The following is a 17,854-nucleotide window of genomic DNA, read 5'->3' on the forward strand; positions in this document are numbered from 1 at the left end:
CAAATAGCACCGCCTTCACGCTATCATCACAACAAATGACGAGCATTGACCAAATAGACCGCAAGATATTGCGTGAACTCACGCGCAACGGGCGTATCAGCAACCTTGAGCTGGCCGAGCGCATTGGCCTGTCGCCCTCGGCCTGCCTGCGCCGCGTGGCCACGCTTGAGCGCATCGGTGTCATCAAGGGCTACCGCGCCGTGCTTGACCCCGAGGCGATGGGCACAAGCTTTGTGGCCTACATCATGGTGGGGCTGAACAAGCACACCAAAGATGCGCAGGAAGCTTTCGAACGCGCCATCAGCACAGCGCCCGAAGTGCGCGAGTGTCACAACATCACAGGCGCTGTCGAATATCTGTTGCGGGTCGAGGCGGCCAGCCTGAGCGCCTACAAGACCTTTCACACCGATGTCTTGGGAACCTTGCCACAGGTCAACGCGATCACATCCTATGTCGTAATGGGCTCGCCCAAAGACGAGCGCGCTTAAGGCCCGGTTCAGTCGATAATCTCGGTGGCAATGCCTGTGGCTGTCAGCTCTTCCTCCACCAAAGCATAGATCTGCTCAGGCGGGGTTTTGAGCGAATAGAGCATCAAAGAGGGGTCTACCCCCATCTCCATCAAAAAGGCCATCGTCTCGCCCTGTCCTGTCTGGATGTCTTCAACAGCAAACATCACAGGCATATAGCGGGGCTGGTCATAGTAGTGTTGGTGCAGCCCCACGAGGCCCTGCAAAGACACGGTGCGCGCCACACCCCCTGCCAGCATATAGGGGCAAGACGAGGCACACATCGCCCCCGCCAAAACAGCCGTTGGCAGCTCTTCTGCCCTGATGTGCCGCCCGATCAGCAGCGCTTCATGCACCAACCCGCCAGGGCTGTGCAGCGCAATAAAGTCAGGCGTTTGCCCCATGTCTTCCAGGTGGTTTGCAAAGCGCTCCGACGCTCTGGCATCAATCTGCCCCGTCACAAGAAGGCCCGTGCCGCGCCCCTCAAGAGTGACCTCTTCAAAGGTCAGCCTGTCCGCGAAGGTCTCTGGCAGCGGCAAGGCCGCGGGGCCATCCTGCGTGACAAGCCCGGGCAAAGAGCGGTCTACCCTGTATTCGCGCTGTTGGTCGCCCGGCGAGATCGGGCCAGACGGCAGCTCGACCTTGTCTTGTGACCACGTCGGCAACAGGCCGAACAGCTGTGTGACCATGAGAAGCCCGGCCACAGCCAGCTGCAACAGCAGCACATATCTAAGCCCCTGCTTGGGGTCGATCTTGGGCACATACTTCATCAGCTCTTGCCAGATTTACCGCTGTCTTGGCGGCTTGCGCGCTCCTGAATGGCCGCATCGGCGGCACCCATGGTCATTTCGACATCTTTCATCGCGTTGATCGCCGCCCGCAGATCAGCCAGCGTGAGCGTGTCTTCAATGCTCATTCCGTCGCGTCCGCTTCTTATGGCGGTCTGGGTGACAGCCAACACAAACACCAGAATGGCAGGCAGAAGATCAATCGCAATCGCCCCCGCCCAAGAGGGCACAAAGTTGCCCGCATATCTGATCACAGCATCAGCCGCCGAGATCGGGTTATAGGCGGTCTCGATGGGGGGCTCTATTTCAAGCACCTCTTCAGCGGCGGTCTTGAGTGTTTTACTGCGCTGGTCGAGCGCATCCAGCACCGAGTCGATTGTGGACGATTGCGCATCGCGCACCGAGGCGTTGCGCCCGTCAAGCTCTGGCAAAACAACCGAGGCAGGCAGGTCTTCGGCGGCGCGAACCACGAGCGTGGCAACGCCATATTGATTGAGCTGGGAGATCACCCCCGCCAGCTTGACGCTTTCTTCAGAAAACCGCACCGAGCGCATATCAACAGGGCCGGGGGCCACCGTCAGCTCTCGCATCCGCGCGAGGATCTTGTTGCCGTCGCTGAAGGCGTCATCAATCAGGGGCTTCTGCGTGGCGATCTGGTCTTCAAGGTTGCGCAGCTCTTCGGACTTTTGCTTCAAAACCCGAAAGACAGCACCGCGCCCCGCCGCACCCGACAGCTCGCCCGATTGCTCCAGCTCTGCCAAGGCATCAAAGCTCTGGCGCGCACGCTCGACCTCGCGGCCAAGCGACTGGCCGCTGAGCGCAATATCATGGGCCTGCTCAAGCGCTTTTTGATAGTCTCGCACCGTATTTTCGAGATGCTGCTCCACAGCAGCCGAGCCTGCAAGCGCGGCGGCGTTGAGCCAGCTCGACATCGCAATAATCGCAAGCGAGCCAACCATGGTCGCCACAGTCAGGCCGATAAAGCCACCCGCTGTGCGCATCGCGGGCAAGAGCCGCAGCATATAACTCCAGAACACAAAAATCCCGACCGAGACAGCAACGGAGTAGGCGACCGCGGCAAAGAAAGAGACAGCCCCGTTGTCTTCCAGCAAGGAAGACACACCAAGGTAGGTGTAGATGCCCGAGGCAATCGCCAATACCCCGAGGGCTGCCGGCGTAAAGGTATCCAGCCAGACCAAGTGCCCTTCAAGCTCCTTGGCAGTGCGCAGTCCTTTGGCCTCTTGGGCGGTCAATCGGTCTTTGTCAGTCGTCATAAGCTGGGCACTCCGCACACATGTCTGAATGGGGGTAGCCTGTCGAAAATTGCCCCCAATGAAAAGCGCTTTGAGTCTGCGCTTTGTCTTGTTTGTCTTAAGGCTGCGCGCGCTGGGGTAACGAAGCGCGCGTTTTTGCCGGTTTGGCAAAAGTCACATGGGCGGTGCACGCATGGTGCACAGGTGGTGCACGCATATCACCCCCCTGTTTTTGGCGATTCGCCAGACGTTAACGGCTGCGGGCAGCGGCGCGTTCAGCCTCGTGTTTTGATACTTTGGCTATGGTTTGGCCCACTTTGACGAGTGTTTCTTTGCCTAAGGCACTGTTGTCGATCAGATCTTGGCTGAAGTCGATTTTGCCTTGCTCGAAAACCAGAACAACAGTCGATCCGCCGAACTTAAAATAGCCCTTCTCATCCATCTTGTTGACCAGATCAGAAGAGACAGTATCAACGATACTGCCGACCCCGAAAGCACCCACTTCGACAAAGCATACCGTGCCTGCAGCCTCGGTTTCGATCAGGGTATAGCTGCGTTTATTCTCTCCAAAAACATCTGGCCCACTGCCAAGAGCGATTGGATTTACGGAGTGCAGGGCGCCATCTATGTCTTTGGAATCACTTATTTTTCCCGCGCATGGAAAATGATACCGATGATAATCGGCAGGGCACAAACGGATGATTGCCAGTGCGCCGTTGACATATCGGTCCGAAAGACCCGGAAGCATCTTGTGAATGGAAAACGGGAAGCCTTTTACGGGGACAAACGTGTCTTCATCCAGCCTTGGAAAGACAAGGACACGCCCGTCAGCAGGCGACACAATATCACGGTCGTCTTTGCTATAAGGGCGCGCCTCGGGTTTCAGGTGCCTGATGAAAAAATCATTGAATGTGCGATAGGAGTTTCGGGGCTTGAGGAACTCGCTTTCATCAATCGCGAGCGCCTTTATCGCGGGTGCAATCTTTCCTCGGGAAAGCGGCGAATCATACCAAAAGCCCATGATTTTGCTGAATAATTTTGACCTGAACAAAAGGCGCTCAACCAGGCTTGAGGTTGAGTCCTGATACGCCCAGCGGATATATCCTTCCCCAAGAATGACTTCCTCGAATTCAGTTCCGGTGTCTCGGTCAATGACAAGAATTGGCGTGTTTTGTCTCACAACAGTCTCTCTATGGTTTCAGCATTTGGCAGATCGGATCACTGCTTATACTGCAGGCTGTGGCCTATCTAGCGGCTTTGGCAGCTGGTGTGAATTTGCGGTCAAACACCTGTGGCGCAAAACCTCAGATCATTCCAGCCATATGGCCGATATGCTCGGTCTAGATCGCTATCTGAGAGAATTGGCTGGGATGGTAGGATTCGAACCTACGATCTACTGTACCAAAAACAGTTGCCCTACCGCTAGGCCACATCCCAACTCTGCCCGCTAATTACGCGCAAGAGACGCTGCTTTCAAGCCTGATATGAAATTTTTTCACAGAGCGCGTTTTTTGCCTTCTCAATCGATCAATTCGTCCGGATTAACCCCCCAAAGCGCGACTTTCGGAGCCCAACCTTTGAACCCCCCAGCATTCAGCCTACACCACTCTTCCGAGCACTCCATGACCCGTGCAATAACGCCAAGTTCTAGCCTTGCAGAGACTTGTGAGTCTGGGTTTGGGCGGCTGTAAAGTGCCTGCATATCTTGGTCAATTATGACGTTTCGCGCACCTGAGAGCAGTGAGTAGTGCACCCAGCCACCGACACCATCGCGGTCACGGACGCGCCGCCAGTGGCCGTGTTCGGCGGTCACTTCTACGGGCATGCCCTTGCGTTTGAATACCCAATCTATCTTGTGGCTCAGAGAGGGGCCGCGTCGCACATTGCACTCGTCAGACTTTGTCGAGACAAATCTGGGAATCGGTAGATTTGTAATGCTGCCGCGCTTTTGTTCGGCAAATCCCGTTCCTGCCAACAGTAGGAGGGCCACGGAAAAGGCGATTATGTGTTTTATCATCGAGCTGCTCGCTGCTGCCATTTTGCTTTTTTGCCGCTGGGTTCTTGTGCCTTGGCTTTCTATCAGTCAACTTGCCAGTAATATGCCTAAAAGAAAAGCGATTGGAGCTTACACATGCCATCTGGACGCCTGAGTGTTGTTGTGACGCGACGCCTGCCCGAGCCTGTTGAGACACGGATGAAAGAGCTTTTTGATGTGCGGCTGCGTGATGATGATACGCCGATGAGCCGCGATGAGCTTGCGGCGGCCATGGCTGAGGCGGATGTGCTTGTGCCCACGCTGACCGACGACATCGATGCAAATTTGTTGGCGCGGGCAGGCGAGCGCCTGAAGCTGATTGCAAATTTCGGGGCTGGCTTTGATCATATCGACGTAGCGAGCGCCCTGCAGCGCGGCATTCTTGTTTCAAACACACCTGGCGTATCTGCCGACGATACGGCGGATATGACGATGGCGCTGATGATGGCTGTCACGCGGCGCATCCCTGAAGGTCTGCAAAACATCAAAGATGGCGGTTTTGCGGGCTTTTCCCCGACCGCTCTGTTGGGGGCTCGGGTGAGCGGGAAACGGCTTGGTATTCTGGGTATGGGGCGTGTTGGCCAAGCTGTCGCGCGCCGCGCGCGGGCTTTCGGGATGCAGATCCACTACCACAACCGTCGCCGCCTGAGGGATGAAACTGAGGCTGCGTTTGAGGCGACCTATTGGGAAAGCCTTGACCAAATGGTCGCGCGTATGGACGTGATTTCGGTCAATTGTCCGCATACGCCTTCGACATTCCACCTGATGAATGCGCGCCGTCTCAAGCTGATGAAAAAAGACGCCGTGATTATCAATACGTCACGCGGTGAAGTGATCGACGAGCCGGCACTGACACGGCTTCTGAAGGCTGGCGAGATTGCGGGGGCAGGCCTTGATGTGTTTGAGCACGAGGGCGAAGCGAATGATGAACTGCGCCAACAGAGCAATGCTGTTTTGCTGCCCCACATGGCGAGCGCCACGGTCGAGGGGCGCTTGGAGATGGGTGAGAAAGTGATCATCAACATCAAGACATTTGCCGATGGTCACCGCCCGCCTGATCAGGTTGTTCCGTCGATGTTGTAAGGCCAAGAGGGCTGCCCGCTTGGTGGACGAATTTGCGTGGCCGCTTTGACAGCAAGGAAAGCACTATGATCAAAGGTTATTTGCCTCTTAAATTTGCAGCAGTTTTGGCTCTCTGCGCGGGTAGTGCCTACGGACAGGACGCGGCAGATAGCTTTGCGCCTGAAGGCACCACTGACCTTGGTGCATACACGTTGAATGCGGCAGTTGAGGCTTCGCAGAAGGCGAAGGCGCAAGGGAAGCCCGTCTATGCGCAAGACTGGATGGTGTCGGTTGCCAACCCCTACGCGGCAGAAGCAGCTGCAGCTGTGCTCTCTCGGGGCGGTACGGCAGCTGATGCTATGGTCGCCGCGCAGGCTGTTTTGGGCTTGGTTGAGCCTCAAAGCTCGGGCCTTGGCGGTGGGGCTTTTCTACTTTGGTATGATGCAAAAACCGCCACGCTCTCAACACTTGATGGGCGTGAGACCGCGCCTTTGGCTGCGCGGCCCACTTTGTTTCAGGATGAAAGTGGTGAGCCGCTAAAGTTTTTTGATGCGGTGGTTGGAGGCCGCTCTGTGGGTGTGCCCGGGACACCTGCGCTGATGCAAGAGGCGCATAAGCGCTGGGGTAACATGTCTTGGGCTGGGTTGTTTGAACGGGGTATTACTCTGTCAGAGGAGGGGTTTGTCGTCTCTGCGCGGCTTGCCAGTATGGTTCAATTCGACGCCGAACGCCTTGGATTTGATCCTGACACGCGGGCGTATTTTTTGCCAAACGGGCGCCCGATAGCTGAAGGCCAGCTGTTGCAAAACGCGGCATATGCAGAGAGCCTTCGGACTTTGGCTGGTAACGGTATTGCACCGTTTTACACGGGGCGAATTGCCAAAGACATCGTACAGAAGGTTCGGTCGGTTTCGGCTAACCCCGGTGTCTTGAGTGATGTGGACTTTGCGCTTTATCAGGTGCGGGAGCGGGCGCCTGTCTGTGCGCTATACCGTGAGCATGATATTTGTGGCATGGGCCCGCCCTCATCTGGCGGTGTCAGTGTCGGGCAAATATTGGGTATGCTTGAAGGCTACGACCTGTCCTCGCCTTTTGATGCATCCGTCTGGCGTCTTTTCGGGGATGCAACGCGCCTTAGCTTTGCCGACCGTGGCCGTTACCTAGCCGATGATGACTATGTACCCGTGCCAACGCAGGGCCTTATAGCGCCTGAGTACCTTGCCGCGCGCGCAATGCTTCTGAACCGAGATACGGCTCTTGAGGAGGCTTTGGCGGGGGAGCCTGAATTTGACCATAGCTTGCAGCTTGCTGATGATGAGTCCCTTGAGCTGCCTTCCACGTCTCATATTTCGATCGTCGATCGGTATGGCAACGCGCTTTCAATGACCACGACGATTGAAAATGCATTCGGTTCACGTTTGATGGTTGGGGGTTTTTTGCTGAACAACGAGTTAACCGATTTCTCTTTTCGCTCCCATCGCAACGGCGTTCCGATTGCCAACCGCGTTGAGCCGGGCAAACGCCCTCGCTCATCGATGGCGCCAACGATTGTCATGAAAGATGGCGCGCCGGTTGTTGTTGTCGGTAGCCCGGGGGGATCAAGGATCATTCCCTACGTCGCAAAGACTGTTCTTGCCCACATTGATTGGGGTCTGAACCCGCAGGCGGCTGTGAGCTTGCCGCATTTGGTCAACCGGTTTGGTGTGTATGATATTGAAGAGGGGACTGCTGCGGAAGAGATGGCAGGGCCTCTACGGAAGATGGGCTTTGAGGTGAATGTCAGAGGGCTGAATTCTGGCTTGCATATGATCGTTATGGGAGCAGACGGCTTGGTTGGGGGCGCTGATCCGCGCCGTGAGGGCGTTGTGCTCGGAGAGTGAGCACAATTTTGCCTCAAAATTGCCCGCTTGCTGCCGCTAGGTATGGCTAAGACTCGGTCTCAACCTCGCAGAAATGGATCATCCAGATGTCACGGACTGCAGCACTTTCATTCTTGGCTGTTGCGAGCTTTGCGCTTGCAGGGGCTGATTACTATGTGCAGGCAAAAGCGTCTGAACAGGCTCTGAAGACCTATGGGTTTGCACGCTACAAACAAAGCATTGTTGAGCGCGTCGGGCCAACCGTAGACGATATGGCCCCAAGGGCTGCTAAAAAGGATGGCCAGCCGCAAAAAATTAAGACGCAAAGCCAGGTTGAGGCCGAGCGGGAGCGAGAGATTGACGAGGTCATCCCGGAGGTTTGGGGACATCTGAAATCAAGTCGGAAGACGGAGCAATTCCTGCCTCAGGTACGCTCGAACACCAGCTCGGGATCCTCCTTTAAGCGGATCAAGGTACAGGCCCAGCCTTAACCAGGCTCAGCTGGCGCGTTTGGACGTCGTTTTTTGCCCTAACCAGTCGGGAGTCTGCCGCGCTTGGCCGCTGCTTTGCGTCATATCATGTGCAACGCCAAGCCAAGGAGTCGGCTCATGAAAACCCAAGTTAAAGCTCTTGTCGTCGGGGGTGGTGCTGTTGGCACCTCCATTGCATATCATCTCGCGAAAGCGGGTTGGGATGATGTTATGCTGATCGAGCGTGACGAGCTCACCTCTGGATCAACGTGGCATGCCGCTGGCCTTTTGCCACTGTTCAACATGTCATATGCCACAACGCATATTCACCAGTATTCAGTCGAGTTTTATAAGCAGCTGGAAGCTGAAACGGGGCTGAACGCTGGCTTCGCTGTTGTTGGCAACCTACGTATGGCGCAGACGCAAGAGCGTATGGATGAATACATGCTCTACGCCTCGACAGCTGAAACTTGTGGTGTTTCGTATGAGTGGCTCACACCCGATCAAATCAAGGAGCGTTGGCCGCTTATTCGCACAGACGATCTGAAAGGTGCGATCTATCACAACACTGACGGTTACATTAACCCTGCTGATGTGACCCAGGCGATGGCCAAGGGCGCGCGCCAGCGTGGCGTGATGATCGAACGCAAGTGGCAGGCCGATGGCTTCCATTGGAATGGCACTCACTGGGAAGTCACTCTCTCCAAGATGGTCGAAAAAGGGGGCAACCTTGTACCATCAGATGAGCAAATCGTTGTCACAGCAGAGCATGTTGTCACGGCATCCGGGAACCATGCGCAACGCACGGCGAAAATGCTAGGCATCAAAATGCCAGCCATTCCTGTGGAACACCAGTTCATCGTGATGGATCAAGATCCCGAGCTTGTGAAGTTCCGTGCAGAAGGGGGCATTGAGCATCCTGTTATTCGTGATGCAGATGCACAGTCTTATGTTCGCGAAGAGCGGGGTGGTTGGATTTTGGGTGTCTATGAAAAGAACGCGCCTGCCGTGTTTGAACATGGTGTCCCAGATAGCTTCCGTGCTGATCTCTTCCCGCTCGATCTGGAGCGGATCGAAGAGCAATACATGGCGATGATTCACCGCATCCCCTCCTGCGAAGAGAGCGGTCTGAAAGACGATTTCAACGGTCCGATCTGCTACACACCTGATGGCAATCCGCTTGTTGGACCTGCGCCTGGCTTGCGTAATATGTGGCTGGCCGAGGGCTTCAGCTTTGGTATCACGGCGGCTGGTGGCACGGGCTACTATCTTGCGCAGCTTATGGTGGATGGAGAAGCCGAAATCGACATGGCAAGCCTTGATCCCAAGCGCTACTCCTCGAATTGGATGACCACCGAGTTTGCGGCGCGCAAGAACGAGGAATGCTACGATCACGTCTACATCTTACACCACCCCGACGAAGAGCGCCCAGCCTGTCGTCCCCTGCGCACGGCACCTGCTTATGACCGCCAAAAAGTACGTGGCGCACAGTTTGGTTTTGTGAACGGCTGGGAACGCCCGAACTACTATGGTCCGCTCAACGCAGCCGATAATTTCGACCACGACGCGCGCTCTTTCCGCCGCGGTGGCTGGTGGCAGTACGCTGTGGACGAGGCGAAAGCGATCCGCGAAGGGGTTGGCCTCATTGATGCGACGGCCTTCACGAAACATGTTGTCAAAGGGCCAGGCGCAACACAGTTTCTTGACTGGTTCACCTGCAACAAGCTGCCCAAGATTGGCCGTATCAACCTGACATATGCGCTTACGGGCCACGGCACGACACGCACGGAATATACCATCGTGCGTAACGGGGAGAATAACTACTACCTCGTATCTGCGGGCGCATGGACAGAGTATGATGCCGACTTCCTGCGCAAAGCTGCCGAAGACAAAATGGACGAGTTCGGTTACATCGAAATTCAGGATGTGACCACGCAATGGGGTGTTTTTGCGATCGCCGGTCCCAGGTCGCGCGATGTGTTGAAAGCGGTCATCAACGATGCGGACCCTGAAACTGCGCTGACAAACAAGCGGTTTCCGTGGTTGTCAGCGACGCAGATCGAGCTTGGCATGTGCCCTGTGAATGCGATCCGGGTCGCATATACGGGTGAGCTTGGCTGGGAGCTCCATCACCCCATCGAGATGCAGAACTATCTATTTGATCTTCTCGAGAAGGCTGGCGAGCCTCACGGCATGAAGCTCGTGGGCGCACGCGCACAAAACTGGTTGCGTCAAGAGAAGAGCTACCGCGCCTTTGGCAACGAACTTGGCCGCGATGCTACGCCTGTAGAGGCTGACTTGCCGCGCTTTATTGATCTTGAGAAGGACTTCCACGGCAAAGATGAAATGGTCGCCAAAGGCGTGCGATCAAAGTGCTGTACCCTTCTGATCGACGGTCCTGCCGATGCAGACCCTTGGGGCCGTGAAGTCCTTTACACAGAAAACGGTGTCCGGGTTGGCCGACTGACCTCGGGTGGGTATTCCGTCGCATTCGAGAAATCGATTGGTATGGGCTATGTGAAGCCTGAACTTGCTGTTGAAGGAACGAAGCTGAAGGTCAAAATGCAGGATAGGCTTTGGGACGCAGTGGTCACTTGTGATAGCCCTTACGATCCGAAGAATACGACCATTCGCCAAGATGGTTGAGGGTGTTGGCTCGGGTGCTTTGCACCCGATCCGCTGGGGGGCTTTGCCCCCCAGACCCCCCAGGATATTTAGTGCAAAAAGAAACCAGTTATGCGGTAGCTGCTGTCTTTAGGTTGATAACTCATCAAAACACTCGAGCGCTTTGGCGGCATACATCATTGCAGGGCCACCGCCCATTTGGATGCTCATCGCAAGCACATCCGAGACTTCTTCCCGTGTCGCTCCAGCTTTTAGGAGCGCTTCAATGTGAAGAGCGATGCAGGCTTCGCATTGCTTCACCACAGCGATGCCGAGTGCAACGAATTCCTTGGTTTTAAAGTCAAGCGTTCCACCCTCTTTTACGGCCTTGCCAAGCGCGCCGAAGGCGCGTGTTGTATCTGGGATGGTTTTATTCAGGCCGCGCAGTTGGTCACGGGTGCTGTCGAGTTTTGTTTGCCATGTCATTGTCAATTCCTTCGTGTTTTTTGGAAGGATGATCATATGGGCGAGACTACGGCCTTGACTCAGATCAGAATGGGCGTGTGGCGACAAAGGAAATATTGTTGGCGGGCATTTCGAGCACTTGTACCAAATCCATGCCCGAAGATTGAATCCACTCGATCACATCCCAATCATCTTTGTAGCCTATTTCAGGGTCTGCCGCTCGCAGTTTGGCGTCAAAATCGGCATCACCTTCAGACGTTGCTTCGCCATCGCGCAGGAAGGGACCATAGACATGAAAGATGCCTTTTGGCGCGAGGGCTTTGCCTGCTTCGCGGATCAATGTGCGGGCCTCTTCCTCGCTTATCAAATGCAGCAGGTTTGTAAGGGTGATGAGGTTTTGACCAGCGTGTTTGGCGCTCCAACCTGCCTCTGTGGCATTCAGGGGTTGAGCTGGCAGGATATTGAGTTCGCCGGAATGCCTGGCCCAAGCATCTACGCTGGCAATGCGGACGGGATCAATCTCGGTGGGTTGCCAGACCAAATGTGGAATACGACCTGCAAGGACAGCAACGTGTTGGCCCGTTCCACTGGCAAGTTCAAGTGCGCGCCCAGAGCTTGGTGCATGGTGTGCCAAAACATCGGAGATAGGCTCTATGTTGCGAGATGCTGCCGGCGCAAACAGGCGCCCGCTGCCGTCAGCTTCGGCGCAGCCCGCAATGGCTGATAGATCGCGTGGTGTGCTCATACTTTGAACCTTTTTGGACTCAGTTCAGCTTGGGTTGTCGTGTCAATTTCCGGGCTGCGCCCTAGAATGAGATCGGCGGCGAGCTGGCTGGCGGCTGGCGCTGTCTGAAACCCGTAGCCGCCTTGCCCGGCGTGCCAGAAGAAGTCCGGGCTCTCGGAATGGAATCCGATTGTCAGGGCGCGGTCAGGGGAGAAGGTGCGCAAGCCAGCCCAATTGGCCTCTATACGGGTGACCGGCTCAGTGACCATGGCTTCGTAGCGTGCGAGGCCTTCAGCCAGAACCATGTCATCAGCCCAGGCGTCCATCGGTGGCATCGGGTCTTCATCAGCGGGTGAAACGATGAGAGAGCCTGCATCGGGCTTCGCGTACCATGTTTCTCCAACGCCAAAGAACATTGGCCAGCGAGAGACATCATGTCCGCCAGGAGCGGGAATACGCGCCATTGAGCGGCGAAGAGGCGTAAAGCCAATGGGCTCCACGCTTGCCAGCTTTGCCACATCATCAACCCAAGCCCCTGACGCGTTGACGATGAGTTTTGCCTCATGCGTTCCAGCTGCCGTCGTCACGGCCCAACCGTTTCCAGTTCGGTTGATAGCTGTGACGGCAGATTTGAAATGAATTTCTCCGCCATTTAACCGCAATTCGCGGGCGAAATCTTGCACCATACGGTCAGTGTCAATGTCCCAGGCGCCGTCATGAAAAGAGGCGTGGGCCACCTGTGTGCTTTCCAATACGGGGATCATCGAAAAAGCATCCTCAAGAGTGATTTGCTCGAGGTGTAGCGTTTTGGTGTCGTGCAAGAAGCCTTCATGCTCGTCAGCGCGTGCAATGATCATAAGGCCACGTGGGCTCAGATAGCCGCCATTGGCCTCATGAAAATACTGCTCGCCTGCCTTGTTGAGCACAACTGTTGAACGCAAGCCGTAGTTTGCCTCATATAGGGCCGCCGAGCGACCAGAGGCATGGTAGGCGAGAGCATCTTCGGCTTCTAGAAGGGTAACGCTTGCATGTGGAGCCAAACGCGCCGCAACCGAAGTTCCTGCGATGCCGCCGCCGATTACGATAATGTCCCGCATGAGACCTCCTGTTGTGTTGCGGTATTTCTGACATAGCTTTGAACACAAAAAAAGCCCCGCTTTGCAGCGGGGCCTTGCCGTAAAGCTGTTTGAAAAGCTTATTGTGGGATGTCGCCTTCGATGCCTTCTACGTAGAAGTTCATGCCTGCGAGTGTTCCATCGTCAGCTGTTTCGCCTTCGGCCAACCATGGTGTGCCGTCTTGCTTGTTGAGTGGGCCAGTGAAGGCGTGGTATTCGCCTGATGCCAGCGCATCTTTCATGGCAAGAGCTTCGGCTTTTACGTCGGCTGGCACGCGATCGGTGATTTCACCGATACCCACCATGCCAGCGCCAATGCCATCCCATGTGCTCATGGTTTCCCATGTGCCGTCCATGACTGCTTTGGTGCGGGCGATGTAGTAAGGTGCCCAGTCATCGATGATGGAAGAAACGCGGGGTCCGTCTTTGTAGGCCGCCATGTCTGACGCTTGGCCAAAGCCGATAATGTTGCCAGCTTCAGCTGCCGCCGCGAGTGGCGCTGTTGAGTCTGTGTGCTGCAGGATCACATCGGCACCTTGCTCGATAAGAACCTTAGCTGCGTCTGCTTCTTTTGCAGGGTCAAACCATGTGTAGGCCCAAATGATCTTGAACTGTACATCCGGGTTTACTTTGCGAGCGTGGATGAAGGCTGAGTTGATGCCGCGAATAACTTCGGGAATTGGGAACGAACCGATGTACCCGATAATGTTGCTTTCGGTCATGTTGCCCGCAATGTGGCCCTGAATGGCACGGCCTTCGTAAAAGCGCGCCGAGTAAACTGAGACGTTTTCAGCCGTTTTGTAGCCTGTCGCGTGTTCGAATTTCACATCTGGGAATTTCTTGGCAACGTTGATCGTTGGGTCCATGTATCCAAATGATGTGGTGAAGATCAGATCTGCACCCTGAAGCGCCATCTGTGTTATCGCACGTTCTGCATCCGCACCTTCAGGAACGCTTTCCTGAAAGACTGTTTCAACTTTGTCGCCAAATTCAGCTTCAACCGCGAGGCGGCCTTTGTTGTGCTCATATGTCCAGCCGCCGTCACCGACAGGGCCTACATAGATAAAGCCGACTTTTGTTTTCTCGTCGGCAAAGGCCGTTGTGGCCACACCGAGCGCCACGGCAGCTGTGGCGAGAAGTTTGGTGAATTTCATGATCTGAAGTCTCCCTGATGCAGATTCTGTGCGTAACTTAGAGTATTAACTTGAGGCGTGGAAGATGCGACCGAGCGACGCCGGCGCGCGCGACTTATCGGCTGACATGATAACCAGCACAACAATTGTTATGATGTAGGGCGACATGGACAGGTATTCGACGGGTATCGCGACACCAGCTGCCTGAAAATTAAGCTGTAACACGGTCACTCCGCCGAAAAGCCAGGCACCCAGCAAAACGCGCCAAGGCTTCCAGCTGGCAAAAACCACTAGCGCGAGGGCGATCCAGCCTGCACCGGCCGTCATACCTTCGGTCCATTGCGGCACCCGAATGAGGCTGAAATATGCGCCTCCAAGGCCCGCGCAGGCGCCTCCAAACATGATGGCCAGCACACGTATGCGCACCACTTTGTAGCCGAGGGCATGCGCAGCATCATGGTTTTCGCCAACTGCGCGCAGGATAAGCCCGACGCGCGTATATTTGAGTGTCGCCCAGACAGCAGCGACAAGTGCGATCCCGATGTAGACGATGATGTCGTGGTTGAAGAGTACGGTGCCGAGGAAGGGAATATCCGAGAGAAGCGGGATGTCTAGCTTTGGCGTCGAGGGTGGCTTGAGGCCGACATACTCCTGCCCCAACATCGAAGACAGACCAAGGCCAAAGAGGGTGAGGGCAAGGCCAGAGGCGACCTGATTGGCCAAAGCATACTGCGTGAGAATGGCAAACAGTAAGGAAAGTGCCGCACCGCCGAGGGCCGCAAACACAAAGCCCAAAGCGGGCGATCCTGTGATGATTGTCATCATAAAGCCGCAGATTGCGCCTGTGATCATCATACCTTCCACACCGAGATTCAGCACGCCTGCGCGCTCGACAACAAGCTCGCCTATTCCTGCGAGCAAAATAGGTGTGGCCGCGACCAGAAGGGATGCCAAGAGAAGAGCTGGATTGATTGCTGACAGGTCCATTACACGGCCTCCTTGCGCACGCGTTTGAGGCGGTAATTTGTGAGCAGGTCTACCGCGAGCAGGAAAAAGAGAAGCATACCTTGAAACAGCTGGATGGCAGCCGCGGGCAAACCAAGCGTACCTTGCGCCATCTCGCCTCCAATATATGTGAGTGCCATGAGCAAGCCGGCAAATAGAATGCCAACAGGGTGCAAGCGCCCGAGGAAGGCGACAATAATCGCTGTAAAACCGTAGCCTGTGTTGAAATCAATGCTGATCTGGCCAGAGGGACCAGACACTTCAAAAAGTCCTGCCAGTCCAGCGAGAAGCCCCGACATACCAAGACAGAAGAGTACAAGACGTGTTGGGTTGACCGATGAAAACTTGGCGGCGCGAGGCGCTTCACCCGTGAGCCTGATCGAAAAGCCGAGCATGTGACGGTTGAGCAATATGTACGCAAAAATTACGGCAATAAAAGCTGTGAGCACACCCCAGTGCATGCCGGAGCCAGTGATGATCTCGTCATTAAATGCGCTGGGATAGTCTTTGAGGTTGCGTGAGCCAGGGAAGCCGTGGCCATCAGGGTTTTTGAGCAGGCCAAGCGACATCGAGGCCAGAAGCTGCTCGGCCACATAGACCAGCATGAGCGAAACGAGAATTTCGTTGGTCTGAAAGCGGACTTTCAACAAAGCAGGTATCATGGCCCAAGCCCAGCCGCCAAAGGCGCCAGCGATGACCATTAGCGGGAAGATAAACCAAGCTTCCATGGGGTAAAAGGCAAGGCCGACAGCCGCGCCACAGATGGCACCTACAATATACTGCCCTTCGGCGCCGATGTTCCAAATTCCAGCGCGAAAGCCGAGACTGAGGCCAATCGCGATAAGGATCAGGGGGCCACCTTTGACCAAGAGTTGTGGGCGGTAATAAAAGGCAAACTCGCCAAAAAGCGGATCCCAGAAAATGGTGCGAATGGCTTCTAAGGGGTTGTAGCCCAGCGCCATGAACAGCAGGCCGCCAGCAAACATTGTGGCGAGAATTGCGAGAAGGGGGGTGAGGTAGGCAAAGAGCTTTGAGGGCTGTGGGCGTTTTTCGAGCTTAAACATGAGCCACCTCCATTCCATGTGCGCCGCCCATCATAAGGCCGATTTCGTCAATCGTTAGGCCTTGGGTCGGGCGGGTTTCGGTGAGGCGGCCTTCGTTGAGGGCGGCGAAGTTATCGGCCACCTCCATAAGCTCGTCGAGGTCTTGGCTGATCACAATCACAGCTGTTCCGCCTGCGGCCAGATCCAGGATCGCCTGGCGAATGGCGGCAGCTGCGGAGGCGTCAACGCCCCAGGTGGGCTGGTTCACAACAAGGACATCGGGCTCCTGGAGAACCTCACGCCCGATGACGAACTTCTGCAAGTTGCCGCCCGAAAGCGAGCGCGCGGCATTGTCAGGGCCAGGCGTGCGAACGTCGAATTTTTCGATAATTTCCTCAGCAAAACTGCGGGCTTTGGCCCATTTGAGAAAGCCGCGGTTCGAAAGCTCTTTGCGTACATTCCCTGTCAGCAGTGCGTTTTCTGTCAGGCTCATGTTGGGAGCGGCTGCGTGGCCCAGGCGCTCTTCGGGGGCGGTCAGCAAGCCGCGTGTCCGCCGTGCGTTGGGCGTGAGCTGCCCGATGGATTCGCCCTTAAGTTTTACAGCATCGCGCGCGGTGCGCACTTCGCCAGACAGGGCCAGCAGAAGTTCGTCTTGTCCGTTGCCCGCGACGCCGCCAATGCCAAGCACTTCGCCGGCTCTAAGCCGCAGATGAATGTTGCGCAGCGGCGTGCCAAATGCGCTGGGTGAGGGCATGGACAGGCCTGAGAGGTCAAGCACAACCTCGCCAAGATCGGCGCCCGCGCTCTTGGGTGTTTGCAGCTCTGTGCCGACCATCAGCTCGGCCATGTCGCGCGCGCTGGTTTCGGCGGGGACGCATGTTCCGACATTCTTGCCCAATCGCAGGATTGTGGCAGCGTCACAGAGCGCGCGGATTTCTTCGAGCTTGTGAGAGATGTAGAGGATGGCAACGCCTTCGGCGGTGAGCTTGCGCAGGGTTTCAAAAAGGATCTCTACCTCTTGGGGCGTCAGCACAGACGTGGGCTCATCCATAATCAGAAGCTTTGGCTCCTGAAGCAAACAGCGAATGATTTCAACGCGTTGTCGCTCGCCTGCGGAGAGGTCGCCGACCGTGCGGTAAGGATCGAGCGGGAGGCCGTAATCCTCTGAAACGGTGCGGATTTTCTCGGCCAAGTCGCGCATGGCGGGGGGCTGTTCCATTCCCAAAGCAATGTTTTCGGCCACGTTGAGCGCGTCAAAGAGTGAAAAGTGCTGGAACACCATGGCCACGCCCGAGGCGCGGGCGGCGCGGGGCTCGGCGGGGGAAAAGGACGCCCCGTTCATCAGCATTGTGCCGCTGTCGGGCTTCACAAGGCCGTAGATCATCTTCACCAGCGTCGACTTGCCAGCGCCATTTTCTCCAAGCAAAGCATGGACTTCGCCGTGTTTTATCTCAAATGAAACGGTGTCGTTGGCCACAACTCCGGGGTAGGCCTTCGTGAGGCCTTCGATCTTTAGCAATGTCCCTGTCACGCAAGGTTCCTTTCCGGGTTTCCCCATCGGATGCGCTTTGTTTTATTGTTTTTCATCAAAGGCGGAAAGCTCGTTTCATGCAAGATTCGAATAAACCGACCACGGCTAAACACTTTCAACGGTTTGGGGGAAATCGAAAGGTTAAATCGTTAATGCGGGTGAAATAGCAGGGGGTGATATGCGTGCACAACCCGTGCACCGGGCGTGCACCGCCTGTTTGTTAATTTTTTGTGCGAAAAATGTATAACGCGGCGTTCGCTG

16 protein-coding genes and 1 tRNA gene are annotated in these 17,854 nt (G+C 55.8%); 5 read left to right on the forward strand and 12 right to left on the reverse strand.

From position 1 onward, the window contains the following. Nucleotides 1–35: 35 nt before the first annotated feature. The gene (locus ACTG3X_RS12615; RefSeq protein ID WP_439111630.1) at nt 36–488 is read left to right on the forward strand and encodes an Lrp/AsnC family transcriptional regulator; all 453 of its coding nucleotides are present in this window, start codon (nt 36–38) and stop codon (nt 486–488) included. 8 nt (nt 489–496) lie between these two features. On the opposite strand, the gene ACTG3X_RS12620 is transcribed toward ACTG3X_RS12615, so the two are convergent. The 5 genes from ACTG3X_RS12620 to ACTG3X_RS12640 form a co-directional block, all read right to left on the reverse strand. Then, nucleotides 497–1,276: a hypothetical protein gene (locus ACTG3X_RS12620; protein ID WP_439111631.1), complete on the reverse strand. Its 780-nt coding sequence runs from the start codon at nt 1,274–1,276 to the stop codon at nt 497–499. Then, the gene (locus tag ACTG3X_RS12625; protein WP_439111632.1) at nt 1,276–2,568 is read right to left on the reverse strand and encodes a hypothetical protein; all 1,293 of its coding nucleotides are present in this window, start codon (nt 2,566–2,568) and stop codon (nt 1,276–1,278) included. Before ACTG3X_RS12625 ends, ACTG3X_RS12620 begins: the two co-directional genes overlap by 1 nt. Nucleotides 2,569–2,797: 229 nt before the next feature. Then, the gene (gene asd, locus ACTG3X_RS12630; RefSeq protein ID WP_439111633.1) at nt 2,798–3,727 is read right to left on the reverse strand and encodes an archaetidylserine decarboxylase; all 930 of its coding nucleotides are present in this window, start codon (nt 3,725–3,727) and stop codon (nt 2,798–2,800) included. Between the two features lie 182 nt (nt 3,728–3,909). Further along, a tRNA-Gln gene (locus ACTG3X_RS12635) sits at nt 3,910–3,984 on the reverse strand. 82 nt (nt 3,985–4,066) lie between these two features. Beyond that, a complete protein-coding gene (locus tag ACTG3X_RS12640; protein WP_439111634.1) occupies nt 4,067–4,585 on the reverse strand; it encodes an SH3 domain-containing protein in 519 nt (172 codons plus the stop codon). Nucleotides 4,586–4,678: 93 nt separating this feature from the next. Here ACTG3X_RS12640 and ACTG3X_RS12645 point away from each other — a divergent pair, with 93 nt between their 5' ends. From ACTG3X_RS12645 to ACTG3X_RS12660, 4 genes are all read left to right on the forward strand, one after another. Next, complete coding sequence (locus tag ACTG3X_RS12645) at nt 4,679–5,665, forward strand: 2-hydroxyacid dehydrogenase (protein WP_439111635.1); 987 nt, start codon at nt 4,679–4,681, stop codon at nt 5,663–5,665. 65 nt (nt 5,666–5,730) lie between these two features. Continuing rightward, nucleotides 5,731–7,524 carry a gamma-glutamyltransferase gene (ggt, locus tag ACTG3X_RS12650; protein ID WP_439111636.1) on the forward strand — a complete coding sequence of 598 codons (1,794 nt, stop codon included), beginning with the start codon at nt 5,731–5,733 and terminating at the stop codon, nt 7,522–7,524. Between the two features lie 86 nt (nt 7,525–7,610). Then, complete coding sequence (locus ACTG3X_RS12655; RefSeq protein WP_439111637.1) at nt 7,611–7,994, forward strand: hypothetical protein; 384 nt, start codon at nt 7,611–7,613, stop codon at nt 7,992–7,994. Nucleotides 7,995–8,111: 117 nt separating this feature from the next. Next, on the forward strand, nt 8,112–10,619 hold the full coding sequence (locus ACTG3X_RS12660) for a GcvT family protein (protein WP_439111638.1): 2,508 nt from the start codon (nt 8,112–8,114) through the stop codon (nt 10,617–10,619). Between the two features lie 108 nt (nt 10,620–10,727). Here ACTG3X_RS12660 and ACTG3X_RS12665 read toward each other — a convergent pair whose 3' ends face one another. The 7 genes from ACTG3X_RS12665 to ACTG3X_RS12695 all read right to left on the reverse strand — a co-directional run bounded on the left by ACTG3X_RS12665 (nt 10,728) and on the right by ACTG3X_RS12695 (nt 17,593). Further along, nucleotides 10,728–11,063 (reverse strand): carboxymuconolactone decarboxylase family protein, encoded by a 336-nt coding sequence (locus ACTG3X_RS12665; protein WP_439111639.1) that lies wholly within the window; start codon nt 11,061–11,063, stop codon nt 10,728–10,730. Between the two features lie 64 nt (nt 11,064–11,127). Next, entirely contained in the window at nt 11,128–11,787 is a 660-nt protein-coding gene (locus ACTG3X_RS12670; protein WP_439111640.1) for a DUF938 domain-containing protein, read from the reverse strand. Further along, nucleotides 11,784–12,863: an NAD(P)/FAD-dependent oxidoreductase gene (locus ACTG3X_RS12675; RefSeq protein ID WP_439111641.1), complete on the reverse strand. Its 1,080-nt coding sequence runs from the start codon at nt 12,861–12,863 to the stop codon at nt 11,784–11,786. Before ACTG3X_RS12675 ends, ACTG3X_RS12670 begins: the two co-directional genes overlap by 4 nt. Before the next feature lie 98 nt (nt 12,864–12,961). Continuing rightward, a complete protein-coding gene (locus tag ACTG3X_RS12680; RefSeq protein ID WP_439111642.1) occupies nt 12,962–14,035 on the reverse strand; it encodes a BMP family ABC transporter substrate-binding protein in 1,074 nt (357 codons plus the stop codon). A gap of 45 nt (nt 14,036–14,080) precedes the next feature. After that, nucleotides 14,081–15,001: an ABC transporter permease gene (locus ACTG3X_RS12685; protein WP_439111643.1), complete on the reverse strand. Its 921-nt coding sequence runs from the start codon at nt 14,999–15,001 to the stop codon at nt 14,081–14,083. Continuing rightward, on the reverse strand, nt 15,001–16,083 hold the full coding sequence (locus tag ACTG3X_RS12690; protein WP_439111644.1) for an ABC transporter permease: 1,083 nt from the start codon (nt 16,081–16,083) through the stop codon (nt 15,001–15,003). The genes ACTG3X_RS12685 and ACTG3X_RS12690 overlap by 1 nt, the downstream gene beginning before the upstream one ends. After that, the gene (locus ACTG3X_RS12695) at nt 16,076–17,593 is read right to left on the reverse strand and encodes an ABC transporter ATP-binding protein (protein ID WP_439111645.1); all 1,518 of its coding nucleotides are present in this window, start codon (nt 17,591–17,593) and stop codon (nt 16,076–16,078) included. Before ACTG3X_RS12695 ends, ACTG3X_RS12690 begins: the two co-directional genes overlap by 8 nt. Nucleotides 17,594–17,854 lie beyond the last annotated feature (261 nt).

The organism is Lentibacter sp., assembly GCF_965658795.1.
Classification (GTDB): domain Bacteria; phylum Pseudomonadota; class Alphaproteobacteria; order Rhodobacterales; family Rhodobacteraceae; genus Lentibacter.